General features: G+C 35.2%; 15 protein-coding genes and 1 tRNA gene. 13 read left to right on the forward strand and 3 right to left on the reverse strand.

The features are described 5' to 3' along the window. Window positions 1-2: 2 nt before the first annotated feature. The 7 genes from ONG78_RS03090 (at window position 3) to rnc (ending at window position 7,190) form a co-directional block, all read left to right on the forward strand. Entirely contained in the window at window positions 3-2,282 is a 2,280-nt protein-coding gene (locus ONG78_RS03090) for an AAA family ATPase (protein ID WP_264377644.1), read from the forward strand. A 56-nt stretch (window positions 2,283-2,338) separates the two neighbouring features. Continuing rightward, a complete protein-coding gene (locus ONG78_RS03095; protein WP_264377645.1) occupies window positions 2,339-3,325 on the forward strand; it encodes a molecular chaperone DnaJ in 987 nt (328 codons plus the stop codon). A 58-nt stretch (window positions 3,326-3,383) separates the two neighbouring features. After that, window positions 3,384-4,280 carry a class I fructose-bisphosphate aldolase gene (locus ONG78_RS03100; protein WP_010404347.1) on the forward strand — a complete coding sequence of 299 codons (897 nt, stop codon included), beginning with the start codon at window positions 3,384-3,386 and terminating at the stop codon, window positions 4,278-4,280. A 5-nt stretch (window positions 4,281-4,285) separates the two neighbouring features. After that, window positions 4,286-4,357, forward strand: a tRNA-Cys gene (locus ONG78_RS03105). A gap of 107 nt (window positions 4,358-4,464) precedes the next feature. Continuing rightward, window positions 4,465-5,262 carry a hypothetical protein gene (locus ONG78_RS03110; protein WP_006015735.1) on the forward strand — a complete coding sequence of 266 codons (798 nt, stop codon included), beginning with the start codon at window positions 4,465-4,467 and terminating at the stop codon, window positions 5,260-5,262. 72 nt (window positions 5,263-5,334) lie between these two features. Then, window positions 5,335-6,402, forward strand: coding sequence for a quinone-dependent dihydroorotate dehydrogenase (locus ONG78_RS03115; RefSeq protein WP_264377646.1), 1,068 nt, complete (start codon window positions 5,335-5,337; stop codon window positions 6,400-6,402). Between the two features lie 89 nt (window positions 6,403-6,491). Beyond that, window positions 6,492-7,190, forward strand: a complete 699-nt coding sequence (gene rnc / locus ONG78_RS03120; RefSeq protein WP_264378061.1) for a ribonuclease III — start codon at window positions 6,492-6,494, stop codon at window positions 7,188-7,190. A gap of 55 nt (window positions 7,191-7,245) precedes the next feature. On the opposite strand, the gene ONG78_RS03125 is transcribed toward rnc, so the two are convergent. From ONG78_RS03125 to ONG78_RS03135, 3 genes are read right to left on the reverse strand one after another with little or no spacing between them, the layout of a single operon-like run. Beyond that, a complete protein-coding gene (locus tag ONG78_RS03125) occupies window positions 7,246-7,845 on the reverse strand; it encodes an SCO family protein (RefSeq protein ID WP_264374567.1) in 600 nt (199 codons plus the stop codon). 35 nt (window positions 7,846-7,880) lie between these two features. After that, a complete protein-coding gene (dnaQ, locus tag ONG78_RS03130; protein ID WP_264374568.1) occupies window positions 7,881-8,585 on the reverse strand; it encodes a DNA polymerase III subunit epsilon in 705 nt (234 codons plus the stop codon). Continuing rightward, entirely contained in the window at window positions 8,585-9,244 is a 660-nt protein-coding gene (locus tag ONG78_RS03135) for a Tim44/TimA family putative adaptor protein (RefSeq protein ID WP_264374569.1), read from the reverse strand. Before ONG78_RS03135 ends, dnaQ begins: the two co-directional genes overlap by 1 nt. Window positions 9,245-9,408: 164 nt before the next feature. On the opposite strand from ONG78_RS03135, the gene secB reads away from it, so the two are divergent. The 6 genes from secB (at window position 9,409) to ONG78_RS03165 (ending at window position 18,689) form a co-directional block, all read left to right on the forward strand. Next, the gene (gene secB / locus ONG78_RS03140) at window positions 9,409-9,912 is read left to right on the forward strand and encodes a protein-export chaperone SecB (protein WP_264374570.1); all 504 of its coding nucleotides are present in this window, start codon (window positions 9,409-9,411) and stop codon (window positions 9,910-9,912) included. A gap of 14 nt (window positions 9,913-9,926) precedes the next feature. Beyond that, window positions 9,927-12,551: an aconitate hydratase AcnA gene (gene acnA / locus ONG78_RS03145; RefSeq protein WP_264377647.1), complete on the forward strand. Its 2,625-nt coding sequence runs from the start codon at window positions 9,927-9,929 to the stop codon at window positions 12,549-12,551. Between the two features lie 127 nt (window positions 12,552-12,678). Further along, on the forward strand, window positions 12,679-15,819 hold the full coding sequence (gene putA / locus ONG78_RS03150; protein WP_264377648.1) for a bifunctional proline dehydrogenase/L-glutamate gamma-semialdehyde dehydrogenase PutA: 3,141 nt from the start codon (window positions 12,679-12,681) through the stop codon (window positions 15,817-15,819). Between the two features lie 166 nt (window positions 15,820-15,985). Then, complete coding sequence (locus tag ONG78_RS03155; protein ID WP_064085711.1) at window positions 15,986-16,627, forward strand: protocatechuate 3,4-dioxygenase; 642 nt, start codon at window positions 15,986-15,988, stop codon at window positions 16,625-16,627. A gap of 96 nt (window positions 16,628-16,723) precedes the next feature. Then, the gene (locus ONG78_RS03160) at window positions 16,724-18,220 is read left to right on the forward strand and encodes a leucyl aminopeptidase (protein WP_264377649.1); all 1,497 of its coding nucleotides are present in this window, start codon (window positions 16,724-16,726) and stop codon (window positions 18,218-18,220) included. A gap of 256 nt (window positions 18,221-18,476) precedes the next feature. Next, window positions 18,477-18,689: a hypothetical protein gene (locus tag ONG78_RS03165; RefSeq protein WP_264374574.1), complete on the forward strand. Its 213-nt coding sequence runs from the start codon at window positions 18,477-18,479 to the stop codon at window positions 18,687-18,689. Window positions 18,690-18,691: the final 2 nt, after the last annotated feature.

The raw sequence follows: 18,691 nt of genomic DNA on the forward strand, positions 1-18,691 counted from the left end.
AGATGATTTCTAAAAATTTAGAGGCAAGTTTAAATAGAGCGTTACAGATTGCTTCTGATTGTAAGCTTAAATATGCAAAAGTGGAACATTTGTTGCTAGCATTAATCAAAGATGTGGATGTAAATTATGTTTTATCAAGATGTAACATCAGAGCTGGTGAAATCATAAATATAGATAATATTATATTAAGGAATGATCGTGGTAATAATGCAAAAGGTTTTTTACAAGACAACTCCGAATTAACTGTCAATAAAGTTGAGCCTGATGTGCTATTTCAACGCATAATACATAAAGCCATGATACGAGCTCATCGTCTGGGAAGAAAAGAAATAAATGGAGCAAGTATTCTATTAGAGATTCTGTCTGAGCAAGATTTATACATTGAAGAGCTATTACGCAAACAGAATGCAAAGGATTCTAATTTGATTTATAACATATCCAATATAAAATATTCAGGTGATATAGAAGAATATGTAACTAATCGCAAGATAAAACTTGATAAGAATAACGATATCTCTACTGTAGCAAATAAAGGTGAATTATTAAAAGATGAAGAAGTTCTACAAAATTATTGTAGAAATTTAAATGATTATGCAAGAAGCAAAAAAATAGATTATGTCATTGGTCGTGATTATGAATTAAATCGCACTATAGAAATCTTGCTAAGACGCAGAAAAAATAACCCTTTATATGTCGGAGAACCAGGTGTTGGTAAAACAACAATAGTTGAAGGCTTGGTATTGAAAATTATTGAAGGTAGTGTTCCGAGTGCACTGAGATCCAGCATAATTTATGCTTTGGATTTAGGATCACTTCTTGCAGGAACACGCTATAGAGGTGACTTCGAAGAGAGAATAAAATCTATAATAAAAGTAATTGAGGCAAAACCTGGCGCTATTCTTTTCATTGATGAAATACACACTATTATTGGAGCGGGTTCAACAAGTGGCAGCTTTCTTGATGCTGGCAATCTGCTCAAACCTGCACTTGCAAGAGGTGCGTTGCGTTGTATAGGTGCAACTACATATAGAGAATATAGCAATAGCTTTGAAAAGGATAAAGCATTAGCAAGGAGGTTTCAAAAAATTAATGTAAAAGAGTCTTCTATTAATGATACAGTAAAGATACTAGATGGTATAAAGCATTACTATGAAAGGTATCATGGAGTATATTACACGAAACATGCCATTAAATCTGCAGCTGAACTTTCACACAAGTATATTACTGGGCGAATATTACCTGATAAAGCAGTTGATGTTATAGATGAAGCAGGGGCATATTGTAAGTTACAAAAAAACAGGCGAAAAATTATAAACAGTAGAGATATTAAGAATACTATCACTAGGATTACAAACGTACCTTGCGAGCTTGATGATGTGCAAAGAGTAAAATCTTTGAAAGAAAATCTCAAGAAAGCCATTTTTGGTCAAGAGCAAGCGATAGAGTCTCTTGTTAATTCTATTAAAATTGCTAAATCTGGTCTGAGAAGTTACAGTAAACCCTTGGCAAATTATCTTTTTGCAGGACCAACTGGCGTAGGTAAGACTGAGCTTGCAAAGAAATTAGCACAGAATATGGGTATGAACCTTATACGATTTGATATGTCCGAGTATATGGAACCTCACACAATATCTAGAATGATTGGTTCCCCTCCTGGATATGTGGGTTACGACCAAGGTGGATTGCTTACAGAATCTGTATCTAACAATCAATATAGTGTGGTACTTCTTGATGAAATTGAGAAAGCTCATAGTGATATTTACAATATATTACTACAAGTCATGGATTATGGTTATGTTACAGATACTTACGGGCGTAAAGTTAATTTTTCCAATACAATTTTAATTATGACAACCAATGCAGGTGCATTTGAGCGTAGCAAAAGTTCTATTGGCTTTGGGTATAAGGACTTTAATATTGGTGATAGCGAAAAAGCAGTAGAACGGATTTTTAGCCCTGAATTTCGTAATCGCTTGGATGCAGTCATTTCTTTTTCTGACCTCAATTTAGATGTCATTTTGTATATTGTGGATAAATTTGTTCAAGAATTGAAAAAGCAACTTATGCAAAAGGGCATAAGTTGCTTAGTCGAAGAGGAAGTAAAGTTTTATCTTGCACAAACTGGCTACAGCAAAGAAATGGGAGCACGTCCGATAGAGAGGTTGATTGAAAAAGAGATAAAAAGTCATTTGGCTGAAGAAATGCTGAATCGTCAATTAATCAAAGGAAAGAAATTAAGGATTTATATGGATAAACAAGAAATTGCTTTTAATATAGTTTAAATTCTTGCTTGAGTATTAAATTTGTAGTATAAGCCTCATTTTTTAATGAGGCTAAAGTGGCAAGTTTAACTAGAAATCAATATTACAGTAATCAAGATTTACGGAATTTATTTTCAAGACTGGGAATAAAAGCGGAAGAAGTAATAAGCCAGGAGTTTGATGATGTACTTAAGTTAGTTGAGCGGCGCTTTAGAAAAGCTTCATTAAAATGTCACCCTGATAAAGTAATAGGAGAGAAAGAAAAAAAAGTAGCTGAAGAAAAGTTTAAAAAACTTAGTGCAGATAAAGATAAGCTAGAGCAATATCTTAATGCTTTAAAAGCAGCTGGCATATCTATACCATTACAGCAAGAAGAGCAAAGAAAAACCTATGAGATTTTATCACGTAGAAGTAAAGCTATAAATAGAGCATTTTTATTTTTTATATTAGCAAATGTGATACTTGGTCCGTCGCCTAAAGTCAAATATTACTTATCGCAACTTGCTAACAGTGGCAAAGTGCAAAACATCGCTTCTCAATTTTATGCATTCAGCATAGGGATTTGGCCATTGTTGTTCATGATATCCTTTGGCATTATTTATGCAGCAAGTAAACAAAGTGGTTCACAAGAAGGAAATATGGATAGATTCAACCGAAGGTTTAATTTACTTATTGCTGCTGATAATTATGTGATATGTATTGCAGTAGCGTTTGCTGTGTGCAGTTTAGCATCGGAAATTGCACAAAATGGCTGGCCTGTTCAATATGGAACAATGCTGATAGTTAATTTGGCATTGGATTTATTACTGATTGCTTTACTTAGAACTTTTACGAAAGCTTCTGAATTATATAGTGAGCACTGCATCCAGCGTTTATACGAAGAAGATGCAGAATTTAGCTACAAGGAAAAGTTTGCATGGTATGACTATAAATTAGTGCTTATGCCGCTCATTATTCCTATTGTTAAAATTTATTTTGAAGATTTAATTCAAGAAAAACCACAACAGCACACCACCGATCCTAAAGTTACACCTTTAAATATAGGTGTAGGAGCAAGAGTATAAAAAGGTCTTTGCTTCAACTATAGTTTTTGCTACACTTTAAGTAAATTTGAAGATGTTAATGAGTGAAGAAGTAAAACAAATCCTAAGTTATTACGAAAGTGAAAATCCTGGAGTAAAAGCAAATCTTGCTCGTATTCTTATGCATGGAAAACTTAGTGGAATTGGCAAGTTAGTAATTCTTCCTGTAGATCAAGGATTTGAGCATGGGCCAATAAAAAGTTTTGAAGTTAATCCTGATGCTTACGATCCGCATTATCATTTTCAGCTTGCAGTTGATTCGGGAGTAAGCGCATATGCTGCTCCGCTTGGTATGATCGAAGCTGGTGCTTCAACTTATGCTGGAATGCTACCACTTATTTTGAAGCTTAATAGTGCTAACTCCTTGCACTCGAAAAACTTAACTTCTGATCAAGCAATAACTGCTTCTGTAAAAGATGCGCTGCGTTTGGGTTGCGTAGCTGTTGGGTTTACTATATATCCTGGTTCTGCTAAGTGCTTCGATATGATGGAAGAAGCTCGCGAAATTATAGCTGAGGCTAAGTCTTGCGGCCTTGCCGTAGTGCTATGGTCTTATCCACGCGGTGAAGGAATTTCCAAAGAAGGCGAAACAGCAGTTGATGTCATTGCTTATGCTGCGCATATAGCGGCTTTACTTGGCGCTAATATAATCAAAGTAAAACTTCCAATTAACTATTTGGAAAGGGAGAAAATAGAAACAGAAAATATTGAGTCATTATCTAAAAGAATTGAATATGTTAAAAGATCTTGTTTTGCAGGGAAAAGAATAGTAGTTTTTTCTGGTGGCGAGTCGAAATCAGTGAATGACATATGCAATGAAGCGAAAGAAATTAAGCAAGGCGGTGGTAATGGTTCAATTATCGGGCGTAACACTTTTCAAAGAAAAAGAGAGGATGCTTTATCTATGCTAAAAGATATAATGGATATCTATGCATAAAAAACGGCTGGGTGGCAGAATGGCTTATGCGGAGGACTGCAAATCCTTTTATACCGGTTCAATTCCGGTCCCGGCCTCTTACTCCAATTAGATCGTTTTTTCTTCTGAAATTTTAACAAGAAGTGTGGCTTTTAATGAAATATTTAAAAAAATAAGATACTATATTCAAAATATAAGCAGTAAAATGCCAAAGAGATTAACAGAAGTTTTATTATTGATTGGTTTGCCCTTCTTGCTTACCAGTTGCACTTTTCACTATTTATTAAAGAGCTCGTATACTCATCTTGCACCAGAAAAGTACCCTTCATCCAACAAACAGCCGGTTTACGTCGGTACAGCTTACAGTGCACAGACTATATATAATGCGTTATTTAATGACTTTCTGTTAATAGGTAAGTCATCATTCACAGCCAAACATGGGCGTGCTAGTCAATATGTTAACTATGGAAGAGAAGTTGGAGCAGATGTGATAATCGTATCATTTCAAAATATGCAAAAGGATAAAGAGCATTTTAGCATCACAGAAAAACTATTATGGGACACAAGCTTAACAACATTTCATACAAGGACCATTATAAACTTTGATCAGGACGTACTCTTTCTAAAAAAGGTAGGTGATGCAAAAGCTCCATGGGAATATGTCAAAGGAGAGTTCAAGCTTCACGAAAAAGACGATACTGATCCATATCTAGGGAATTGGGTGGGGTATAGAATATGCAAGATTGCAATATCTTCTTCAGAAGATGAATACTTAGGATTTGTAAATGAAGATAATTGTAAAGAAAAATCTGGAATAAATAAGATGCTTGCTTGGAAAAATGGGGATGTAAGGTTGCGGATTAATAAACAATCAAAACAGGGATTTTATTTAAATCGAAATAAGATTCCTATACTAATAAAATCTCAAATTAACAAATTTGGCTACCTCGAATTAGTAGATAAAAATACTGATCAAGTTCTGGTTTCCCTTCAGAAAAATTAGTTTTTACTACTCATAGAAACTATATACTTACTATTTTGATAAACCTCAAGCTTTCTAAGTTATTCTTGTTGCATGGTAAAAAATAAACTAAAAATAAGCAAAGTGTTTTACAAAATGATATTACGTAATTTATTGTTTTTACTGCCGCCTGAAATTGCTCACTCCTTGGTAATAACGGCGTTAAAAAAGATGCCCTGTAGGAAACCTATAGAACTACCTAAGTCTTTAAATGTAAACTTTTTTGGTAATAAAATTAGGAGTCCTGTAGGTCTTGCTGCAGGTTTTGATAAAAATGCGGAAGTTGTAAAGCCGATGCTCTCATTTGGTTTTGGATTTATTGAGGCTGGTACTGTAACTAAACATCCCCAATATGGAAACAAGAAACCGAGAATTTTTCGATTAATTAAAGATGAAGGAATAATTAATAGATTGGGATTTAATAATAAAGGAATAGACTATCTTCTTAAACAGATCAGCGAAGCTAAGCTTGATGATTGCATTTTTGGCATCAATATAGGAAAAAACAGTACATCAAAGGATCAAATAAGCGATTATGTTGAGTTGCTAAAGATAGTATATGGAAAGAGCAATTATATAGTACTGAACATCTCATCTCCAAACACACCTAACTTGCGCAATTTGCACAATAAACAAGAATTATCCAAATTGTTGAAATCTATCACTCTAACCCGAAAATCAATCGATAGCTCTGAATCCATACCGATAATATTAAAAATTTCTCCAGATATAGATCAGCAAACAAAAGAAAATATCGCTGAGCTTACACTAGAATATAAAATTGACGGCTTAATAGTAAGCAACACTACGATAAGTCGAGATTCTTACTATAATGAGAGCGGTGGGTTGAGTGGCAGACCATTGTTTCAACTTTCAACTGAGTTATTGAGTGATATGTACAAGCTTACTAAGAGCAGAATTTTATTGATAGGATGTGGGGGAGTTTCAAGTGGTGTTGACGCATATGAAAAAATAAAGGCAGGAGCTTCTTTAGTTCAGCTATACACTGCTCTTGTATACCAGGGGCATCAAGTTGTGAACAAAATTAACCTGGAGCTTGCGGAACTAGTAAGAAGGGATGGATTTAGTAACGTTACTGAAGCGGTGGGTTGTATACATTAATTTTGGAAGTGGTGGTATTATTTTAATAAAATAAAACTAATTCTCTGGTATAAAGGTGGTAGAAAGCGTTTTTCTTTTGAATGATGAACATGAAAGTTTTGAACGATATAATATCTAAAGTTATTAATTATCAATTTACAGATCATGCAATATTAGAAGAGGCATTAACCCATCCAAGCGTAAATAAAAGGAATAGCGAAGACCAGATCGTAAGCTACGAAAGGCTAGAGTTTTTGGGCGATAGTATTTTGAACATGGTTGTATCTGCTATGCTGTTTAAAATGTTTCCTGAAGAAAAAGAAGGAGCATTGGCAAAAAGAAAAACGGATTTAGTTTGTGGTAGTACCATTGCTAATGTTGCTAAAGAAATAGAGTTAGGTAACTTTATCATCATGAATAATAGTGAACGTTGCAACGGAGGGAAATGTAACTTAAAAAATTTAGAAAATTCGCTTGAGGCACTAATAGGTGCAATTTATATTGACGGTGGACTTGAGAGTGTTGAAAAATTTATTATCCGACATTGGGAAAAGCTAGCTAAAGACATCCTCGATCCTCCTCAAGATCCTAAAACTTCACTGCAAGAGTGGACTCAGAAAAACAAATTACCTTTACCAGAGTATGAACTTGTAAAACAAACTGGACCAGCACACAATCCTGAGTTTACTATATCAATTTTCATAGAGAATTATGGCAAAGTTTCTGCATGCGCTTCTAGTAAAAAAATTGCTGAACAAAAAGCTGCTGAGTTGATGCTAGAAAAAATTAGAAAAAACGACTCATTTTAAGCAAAATAGACACTAACATAAATTTTAAGTAAGTGAATAGCGAATACTCTTTAGTTCAGTTTACATATTTTTTTATCTCAGCCAAAATCTTATCAGATTGACTTTCATCTGAATTTAAATCAGCGACAAAGTGTGTGACATATTTCCCTTCAGGGCCAATAAGGTATATTATTGAAGAATGGTTAATTTCCTCTTCCCCATCTGTTTTACTTGCATATACTTTATACTTTGCAACTACTTCGTCTATTTTTTGTCTTTCACCAGTTAGCATTTGTATTCTATGGTCAAATTGCTGCTGAAATTCTTTAAGCCTTTCTGTATTATCGCGCTCAGGATCAACTGTGATAAAAAATGTTTGTAGCTTGTTGTCAGTTTTCTCGTCTAACTTTGCAAGTGTTTCTGAAATTATTCCAAGGTTCATAGGGCAAATTCTTTTACATGAGGAAAATCCAAAAAAAATCATCATATACTTATCTTTGAAATCACTACTGCGTACTATTTGCCCGTTTTGGTTAATCAAAGAAAAATCCCCACCTATTTTAATTTCTGTATTGTATGGGACAAAGATGCCTTTCTTAGTAAAATAACAATAACCTAAGAAGACAGCTGCTAATGCTATTAGTAGACTAGACAATAACCTTATAGACTTTACCATTAAAGCGTTCCTAATAAAATTAAATCATATATTAACTAGTTGACTGATTCAACATATTCCTTCCAAAGTGGATTGTTAATTTTGTCTAACAGTTTCTTATGCTCATCAAATTCTTCACTACTTGGTGAGTGTTCTCTGCGAGCTAAATTTCGCACTTTGTGCTGGATAAACGTGGAGTTATTGTCCTGATCACATTCATTATTAAACAGAAAGGTTTGCAATCCTCCTGTAAGCTCAACATAGACCTTTGCAAGCAATTGAGCATCAACTAATGCTCCGTGTAACTCTCTACCTTCCAGAGATATATCAAAACGTTTACATAATGCATTTAAAGAAGCAGGTGACCCTATGAATTTTTTTCTTGCAAGTGGCAATGTATCTAGCACTCTATCTGAGGAAATTAACCTAGCATTTAACTTGCCTAATTCCATATTAAGGAACTTAACATCGAACTCAGCATTATGAATTACCAAAATGTCATTAGATATGAAGTCAAGAAATTCAAGTGTAACATCTGAAAATAGTGGTTTATCTTCCAAAAACTCCTCACTAATACCATGAATCTTAAATGAGTGGTAAGGTATATCTCTTTCTGGATTAAGATATCGATGAAATGTTTTGCCTGTTGGAATACGATTAATTAATTCCACACATCCTATCTCAATAATTCGATGACCAGACTCAGTGTCAAGACCTGTAGTTTCAGTATCAAGTACTATTTCTCGTAGCCTACTTTCCATCAGTTGTCATTTGTTGTTAAATTTTTATCATTACTTGCCTTCTTATAGTTAATAGAAACAAGTAACCAAGTTGGGTCTGATGAATTAATATTTTTTTTGAATTGCCATACATCCTCAACTTTGTTAATGGTAGACATACTACCTGATATGATGTCTCCTTCATTATTCTTAACAAAGTTAATTTGCTCTGAAAGGAAATATACTGCAACAAATATTACGTTTTTTACTAGTTTTATTTCTAAGATCTTTTGTGAAACGATAGAAACAATTATAGACTCGTGTACCTCTTTACGATGTTTAATTTTGTCCACAAAGCTGTTATACAAATCTTTGTCCAGAAGGGATTTTAATTGAGGTAAATTTCCTTGGTTAAAATATTTAATTATTAATTCAAAAGCTATGCTTGAACCTTCGATAAAATTGGAAATAGAGAAATCTCTGTTTTTTTGTAATATTTGTTCATAAGTAGCTTCTATTGAACTTTTGTCATTGCTATAAATATAATCTTCGATATTTTCTACTACATCCTCTTTACTTTGACTTACATCCAATACACCTGTTAGCTTTTTTAGGTTGAGACTGGCTGATTTTCCTAAAGAATTATATAAGCGTGAAAAAATAAACGCCGCTAGTAAAGCATATATTACAAGCTCTATCATGGTAACTTAACCCCTTGGTATATAAAGTATCTAAATATTATTAATTTTTGATAAAAATATGTTTTGCATATTAGCCTATAGTTAGGTTTGCTATTCGTTTATAAATGAATATATTATATAAGAAAGTATTAAATATCTCAACTTAATTAAAGGAGAAGTAAGAAATGTTACAACACAAAATGAAAATTCATGGTCAGTATGTCAAAGATTTTTCGTTTGAGAATCCAAATTCGCCATTCCTTCCTTCTAGTAAAGCTCCTGATATTAATGTAATGGTTAATATTAATTCAGCAAAATTAGAAGGAACAGAAAATAAAAAAGGAATAAGTGAAGAAAAGCCTTTTCATGAAATTACTTTGCATATAGAAGCCAAAGCAACGGTAAAAGATGAAGATGTAAAAGATGATATAGCTTTCATTTGCGAGGTAAAGTATTGCGGTATTTTTTCAATAGAAAACTTTACAGAGCTAAGTGAAGAAGAGGTGAGACAAGCTTTATTTATTGGTGGACCTACTTTTCTTTTCCCTTTTGCAAGAGAAATAATTGCAAGAGTTACAAGTGGTGGTGGATTTCCCCCACTGATGCTAGATCCTATAGATTTTGAAACTATATATGAGCAGCAAGGTCAACAACAAAAAAGTAACGGTAGTAATTCCAATTTTAACTAATATGATGTAACCTGATGAATAATTCTTTAAACGCAAAAACGACTTTAAACATTGACGGGAAGTCATACAACTATTTCAGCCTAAGTAGTGCTAGTGAATTTTTAGGAATAGATGTGACTAAGTTGCCCTGCTCGCTTAAGGTTCTGCTTGAAAATTTATTGCGCAATGAAGATGGAGTAAACGTAAAGCTGGATGACATAAGAGTACTAGCAGACTGCGTCAATAAACACACTAATCACGAAATTAGCTATAAACCAGCAAGGGTGTTGATGCAAGATTTTACAGGGGTTCCTGCTGTTGTTGATCTAGCTTCGATGCGGAGCTATGTAAAGCAAAATGGAGGAAGCCCGAGTAACATAAACCCATCTGTACCGGTTGATCTTGTGATTGACCATTCTGTTCAAGTAGATAGTTATGGAAGCACTTCCGCATTCAGTAAAAATGTTGAGCTAGAAGTAAAAAGAAATTTGGAGAGATATCAATTTTTAAAGTGGGGAGAGTCGTCCTTCACAAATTTTAGAGTAGTACCACCAGGTACTGGAATTTGCCATCAAGTAAACCTTGAGTATTTAGCGCAAGTTGTGTGTAATAATGATGGGGTCATATATCCTGACACTTTAGTTGGTACTGACAGTCACACTACAATGATTAACGGGTTATCAGTCCTTGGTTGGGGTGTTGGAGGCATAGAAGCTGAGTCTGTGATGCTTGGTCAACCAATTAGTATGGTGATTCCAGAAGTAGTTGGATTTAAATTAATTGGCAGACTACCGGAAGGAGTAACTGCGACTGATTTAGTGCTGACGGTTACCAGTATCCTAAGAACAAAAGGTGTTGTTGGTAAATTTGTAGAATTTTATGGTGATGGTTTAGATTATTTATCTCTAGCAGACAGGGCCACTATAGCTAACATGGCCCCAGAGTATGGTGCAACTTGTGGGTTTTTTCCAATTGATCAGAAAACACTCGATTATTTACATTTAACAGGGCGACCAGAAGAGCTGATCAAATTAGTTGAAGTCTATTCAAAAGAGCAGGGATTGTGGCGTAGCAGTAATGAGTTAGCATTTTTTGACACACTAGAGCTTGATTCATCAAGCGTAAAGCCAGTGATGGCTGGTCCTAAAAGACCACAGGATAAGATTTTCCTTTCAGAAGTAGCGGAATCTTTTTCTACATCTTTTCCTATTAATGAGACAAACAGACCTCCGTTGGAACCTATCTATGGCGATCAGCTCCAGAGTGGCAGCGTAGTGATTGCAGCAATAACAAGCTGCACTAACACCTCAAATCCAAGTGTGATGATTGCTGCAGGTCTTGTAGCTCGTAATGCAATTAAACTTGGATTAAAATCAAAGCCTTGGGTTAAAACTTCTCTTGCTCCAGGGTCACAAGTTGTGACAGAATATTTAGAAAAGTCTGGATTGCAGGTAGATCTAAATGCTTTGGGTTTTAATCTAGTTGGATATGGCTGCACAACTTGCATTGGAAATTCTGGTCCACTTAATAAGGATATAGAGGATGATATAAAAAACAAAAACTTAACTGTTGCTGCAGTTTTGTCTGGCAATCGTAACTTTGAAGGAAGAATTCATCCGTTAGTCAAAGCTAATTACTTGGCATCTCCGCCACTTATTGTTGCATATGCACTTGCAGGCACTGTGCAAATTGATTTGACAAAAGATTCAATATGCAAAGATAAGAATGGAAATGATGTCTATCTCAAAGATATATGGCCAACAAATAATGAAGTTGAGAGCTGTGTTAAAAGTGTTGTGACGCGTGAAATGTTCATACAAAAGTATAAGGATGTTTTTTCTGGTGATGAGCATTGGCAAAAGATAAAGTGTGAGAAAGGTGAAATCTATGATTGGGACGCGAAAAGCACTTATATACAAAACCCTCCCTATTTTGATAATTTATCGATTAAGAACAATAAAAGCAACATAGTTGATATAAAGAATGCGCAAATACTAGCGATGTTTGGCGATAGCGTCACTACTGACCACATTTCCCCTGCTGGAAATATTGCCTCAAATAGTCCTGCAGGCATATATTTAAAAGGTCTTGGAGTTGAACCGCAAGATTTCAATTCATATGGATCTCGCCGCGGTAACCACAACGTAATGATGCGTGGAACCTTTGCTAATATCAGAATAAGAAATAAAATGGTGAGCGCTGAGGGTGGCTATACAAAACATATTCCTTCTCAAGAAACTATGTCAATTTTTGATGCAGCAATGCAATATAAAAGAGAAGCTGTTCCATTAGTTGTTATTGCAGGAAAAGAATATGGTACAGGTTCAAGTAGGGATTGGGCAGCAAAGGGTACTGCATTACTGGGAATTAAAGCTGTGATTGCAGAAAGTTTTGAACGCATACATAGGTCCAATTTGGTCGGTATGGGTGTTCTTCCACTTGCATTTCAGGATGGAGTAACGAGAAAGGTATTTGATGGTAGTGAGATAGTGAGCATAAAAGGTGAAGTAGTACCAAATGGAAATCTAGAATGTATCATTAAAAGAAAGGATGATTCAGAGCAATCCATTCAACTCAAGTGCTGTGTACAAACTGCAACTGAGGTTAAGTACTTGATGAGTGGTGGAGTGTTGAGCTATATACTTGCGCAGTCCTTTTGAGCTATCACAGTCATTAACTAGGTTTTTTGAATCGATTCTGGCTCTTTATTTAAATAATAATTTATTCGATGCAAAGTTATGATATAATCTTACCTTACATATGGTAAAGGGTGTTTTGTAGATAATTATGATCAGTTCTATACAAGAACCTAACGCATTACGAAAACGATTGCAGGCATTTTATCGTGCTGATGAAAAAAGTCACGTACGTTATCTTGTAGAAAAATCAGAACTTTCGGCTGATTCAAAAAACATAGTTTACAATATTGCAAAACAAATTGTCGAAAAGATTAGAGGTAGTAAATTAGGCATTATAGATTCTTTTATACAACAGTACTCACTTTCTAACGACGAAGGAGTAGCGCTAATGTGTCTTGCTGAATCATTACTTAGAATACCAGACGATTACACAATAGATGAATTGATCAAAGATAAAATTGCCAACCAAGAATGGAATAAACACCTGGGGCGTTCCTCTTCATTGTTTGTTAATGCTTCTACATGGAGTTTAATTATAGGAAGCAGTATATTAAGAAACAATGAAGAGGATTCAAAATTCTATCACATAATTTCCAGGTTATTGAAAAATTTAGGAGAGCCAATAATCCGCAAAGCGGTGAAACAAGCAATATCCATTCTTGGCAAGCATTTTATTGTTGGAGAAACTATAGAAAAAGCATTGGAAAGTGTGAAATCAGATGACTACAGTAAGTATTTATGCTCTTTTGATATGCTTGGTGAATCTGCTTGCACAGTTGAGGATGCGGAAGAGTATTTTAATTTATACATGCATGCAATAAAAGCCATAGGTGAATCTGCTGACATAAATGATTGCTTTAAATCTCAAGGGGTTTCAATCAAATTGTCTTCACTGCACTCACGTTATGAATTTAGCCAATTTGGTAATATAGCTGAAGAGCTGAGAGCTAAGTTGCTGGAACTGTGTCATGAAGCGAAGAAATATAACATTTCACTTTGTATAGATGCAGAAGAATCAGAAAGACTTGAGATGTCATTAGTTTTATTTGAGCAATTGCGTCTTGATGATTCACTTTCTAAGTGGGAGGGGCTTGGCTTGGCTGTGCAAGCGTATCAAAAACGTGCTTTATCTGTTCTTGATTTTGTTGAAGATGTTGCCATTCGATCAAAGCATAAAATTATGGTGAGGCTTGTAAAAGGAGCATATTGGGACTCAGAAATCAAGCGCACACAAGAATTAGGGTTAGTTGGTTATCCGGTGTTTACTAGAAAAAGCCACACAGATGTATGCTATCTTGCCTGTGCGCAGAAACTTTTAAGCAAAGAGAATCACTTTTATCCATGTTTTGGAACTCATAATGCTTATACTTTTGCTACTATAATAGAGCTTGCCGATAAAAATCATCCTGGGTTTGAGTTTCAGCGCTTACATGGAATGGGTAAAAGTTTGTATGATTATGCAATTTCAGAACTTGCAACAAGCATCAATTGTCGTATATATGCACCTGTTGGTAAACATAGTGATTTATTACCATATCTTATTAGGCGCCTTCTTGAAAATGGAGCTAATAGCTCGTTTGTCAATCAAGTAAATGATTCTGACGTTAAAATTGAAGAATTAGTCTCAGATCCATTAGAAAAAGCTAAAAGCTTAGAATATGAGCCTCATCCAAGCATCCCGTTGCCACGAGATATTTTTGGAGAGGAAAGAAAAAACTCCTTGGGGATGGATATTAGCGATTCAATTGCAGTTTCACAATTTGCAAATGATATAAGGGAATTTAGTGAAAAGAAATGGCAAGTTGGCCCAATAATTGATGGAGAGTCGTTTCTTGACAGTGCGGAATTTACCGAAGTAGTGAATCCTGCACATTTGGAAAATGTAATTGGAGAAGTGTCAAGTGCAACAAGTGCTCAGGCTTTAAATGCTCTTGAAATAGCACATAGTGCTTTTACTAAGTGGCAGAATGTTTCAGCAGAAGAGCGCGCTAAATGCCTTGAAAAAGCTGCAGATTTGCTTGAGGAAAGGATGAAAGAGTTAATTTATATTCTGATTGTAGAAGCAGGAAAAATTTTATCCGATGCAATAGCAGAAGTAAGAGAGGCAATCGACTTTTTGCGCTATTATGCAATGATAGCAAAAAATGAACTGAATGACTGGAAAAAATTGCCAGGTCCAACAGGTGAAGATAACTTCATCTTTTTTGAAGGCAGAGGAGTTTTCTTATGCATATCACCGTGGAATTTTCCACTCGCTATCTTCATTGGACAGGTTTCAGCTGCACTTGCAGCAGGTAATGCAGTGCTGGCAAAACCGGCAGAGCAAACGCCGATTATTGCCTATGAAGCTGTTAAGATACTACATGAAGCTGGAATACCAAAAAATGTGCTACACCTTATTCCAGGGGATGGTTGGTATTTAGGTAAAACATTAGTACCAGATAATAGAATTTCTGGTGTAGCTTTTACTGGTTCAACACAAACTGCTCAAATAATTAATCGAATGCTTGCTAGTAGAGATGGTCCTATTGTGCCACATATCGCTGAGACTGGTGGATTAAATGCTATGATTGTTGATAGTTCTGCTCTTTTAGAGCAGGTAACTAAGGATGTTTTAATTTCTGCATTTCGCAGTGGCGGTCAACGTTGTTCTGCTCTCAGAGTGCTATTTATTCAAGAAGATATAGCAGAAAAACAGATAAAAATGATATGCAATGCAGCTCAAGAACTAAAGATAGGTGACCCAATACAACTGAGCACAGATATTGGTCCAATAATTGACAAAGCATCTATTGATATGCTCACTAAACATACGGAAAAAATATCAAGTGATGAAGATTCAAACCTTTTGTCCAAGGTACCCATGGATACAAATTCTTATAATGGTTATTTCTTTCCTCCGTACATTTATGAGATACAAAAAATTTCGCAATTAAAGCAAGAAGTGTTTGGGCCTATTTTACATATCATACGTTTTAATAAGTCGCAGTTAAATGAAGTTATAAGTGATATAAACAATACAGGATATGGACTTACGTTTTCTTTGCAAAGCCGTGTACAAAGTCAGATCGATTTAATAAGCAAGAAAATATCAGTTGGAAATGTATACATCAATCGCAATCAAATAGGTGCAGCAGTTGGAATGCAACCATTTGGCGGTAGAGGACTGTCAGGTACCGGACCAAAAGCTGGTGGTCCTAATTATCTGCAACGTTTTTCTATAGAAAAGGTTGTAAGTGTCAACACTACAGCATGTGGCGGTAACATTACACTTGCGTGTTTGGATTGATTTGCAATTTCTAAATTGGAAGTCCGTGCAGTTGTGTATGCAGTACTAAAACCTAAAACTCATACACTGAAAGGATAGTTGTGATTCTAAGGAGGCTTCAAAGAAAGTCTTGTCTTTAATAAAAGAAAAAGGTTGCTATAATTCTGATAAAAGCACTATAAACAAAATGAATGTAAAAAATATCTTATTAGCGTTTTTAGTACAATTTATATTCGATTTGTCATTATTTGCGGCTGATCCTATTTTGCTTAATTGTATTGAAACTCCAGGAATTTATGATCTTGAAACAAGGCCAAAAAGCTTTAACTCTTCAAATAATTTAAGAAGAAAACCTGGCTCTCCAAATAATGCAGCAGGAGAATTAATAAATGTAGTGGGTAGAGTTACTGATGTAAATTGCTTACCGATACAAAATGCTGTGGTTTCTATATGGCACGCAGACTCACTTGGCATGAGCTATTATGATGAAAATGTGGAGCTTGATCCAAATTTTGCTGGATCAGGAAGATTTGTAGTAAATAACCTTGGCTATTATAATTTTATTACAATAGTACCAGGTAAAATTGGTGATAGGGCTCCACACATAAACTTTTTGGTCCAACATCCAGATTTTCCAGAATTCACAACACAAATGTTTTTTGCTGATCATAATTGCGATAACTGTGATGATCTTCTTCTTGGTAATCTTATTGAGAGTGGACTTGCAAGCCTTCTGATAGCACCATTTACTTATAACAATCAGGCCATGAAGACCTACACATTTAATATAACCCTAGGTGGGCATAACAAATTTTCTGATAAAAGATAAAGCCCTTGCATATCAGGGGAGTTCATAGTAGTCTTAAGCGCTATTGTACTTAAAATGTATATGAAAAATATCTTACTAATGTTTTTACTATGTTTTATGTGCAGCTTACAATTATTTGCAACGGAGATGTCAACGATGAAGATAACAATTTCTAAAGCTTTACCCGATTTTGAGACGCTAGTGGTAGGTTTGTTTGAGGGTGATAAGCTCATAACTAATGTTCTACAAGATAAGCAAGCTATAGATAACATCAAGAAATTTAGTGGTTTTAATGGAGGTTTTGGTGAATTTTTCTCCGTTACTTCATCAGAGGGAAAAAATATTATAGTTGCTGGTCTTGGAATGAGAGATGAATGGGATGAAAGCAAAGGATTAAATATTGGTGGTAAAATATATTGTGAGCTAAGCAGATTAAGAATCAAGCGAGCAGCTATTTCAATCGAGGGCAGTACAGCAAATGTTGCATATGGAGCATTTCTGCGCAGTTTCAAGTTTGATAAGTATAAAACTAAAAAAGATGAAAAAATTACAGAAGTAGAGGAGATCACAGTGCTAACGAAAGATGAGCAATTCAGTAGTGCTGAAAAATCATTTGAGCGTTTAAAACACGAAGGTGAAGGTATCTTTCTTGCACGTGCTTTTACTACTGAGCCACCTAATATTTTATATCCAGAGTCTTACGCTAATCGTATAAAAGCTGAACTTACTCAACTTGGTCTTGAGGTTGAAGTGCTTGATAAAAAGCAAATGGAAGAGAAAAAAATGGGAGCCCTGCTTGGAGTAGCACAAGGAAGTAGTAAAGAGCCAAAGTTAGTGGTGGTAAAATGGAATGGGGCTTCTCAAGAACAAAAACCAATAGCTTTTATAGGCAAGGGTATAACGTTTGACACTGGTGGAGTGTCACTTAAATCCTCACGCGGTATGGAGTCAATGAAATATGACATGGCGGGTTCTGCTACTGTGGTTGGGGTGATGCGTACTCTAGCTGGACGAAAAGCAAAGGTAAATGCAGTTGGTGTAGTTGCACTTGCAGAAAATGCAGTGGACGGTAATGCTCAAAGACCAAGTGATGTAGTAACTTCGATGTCTGGACAGACGATAGAAGTGTTGAACACTGATGCAGAAGGAAGGCTCATACTTGCAGATGCTTTGTGGTATACGCAAGACAGATTCTCACCTAAATTTATGGTTGATCTTGCAACTTTAACTGGTGCTATAGTGGTTGCGCTTGGAAATAATGAATATGCTGGTCTTTTTTCAAATAACGATGAATTAGCAAATCATCTGATTGATGCAGGAAATGAAGTAAATGAGAAATTATGGCGCTTTCCTATGAATGAGACTTATAACAAAATTATTGATTCACCGATTGCTGATGTGCAAAATATAGCTCCTGCAGGTTCTGGTGGGGATAGCATAATGGCTGCACAGTTTCTACAGCGTTTTGTGAACGACACTTATTGGGCGCATTTAGACATTGCGGGCGCTGCTTGGCATGAAAAAGGCACTGATATTTCTCCAAGAGGGGCAGTAGGTTTCGGTGTAAGGTTGCTCAATAAATTAGTTGAAAAATACTATGAGGTTAATGATTAGGGATATTTGTATTGGGTTTATGGCTTAATTCATGGCTACATGATTGTCTATTTACAAGGCGTAGAAAATGATATCATAAAAGTAACTTGCACTTTCTTTTTGGAGGATTCTAAAGTTACGAACTTGAGCAGCATTAAGAAAGTATTTTTGTTCAAATGATGATTGTAATGATGATCTATTAAAACTTTAAAGCCATTTAGTATTGACGCTATATACTTAAGTGTTAAAATAAAATGAGAAGTTTTTAGGAGTTTATATGGCAGTAGGTGGAAAAGCAAAGACAGCTAGTAAAAATAACCCTACTCAGCGTAAGAAAGCCGAGCAAAAAATGTATAAAGATAAACCGGTAAAACCTGTTAGATATATAGATCGTGACTCGCGCATGAATTATATGTCTGCTCAATATGAAAATGGCAATCTAGTTGAAGATGAGGTAAGCGGCAATCCTATAAAGTGGGAAGCTGTATAGTA

This window comes from Wolbachia endosymbiont (group B) of Philonthus cognatus (assembly GCF_947179345.1).
Taxonomy (GTDB): Bacteria; Pseudomonadota; Alphaproteobacteria; order Rickettsiales; family Anaplasmataceae; genus Wolbachia.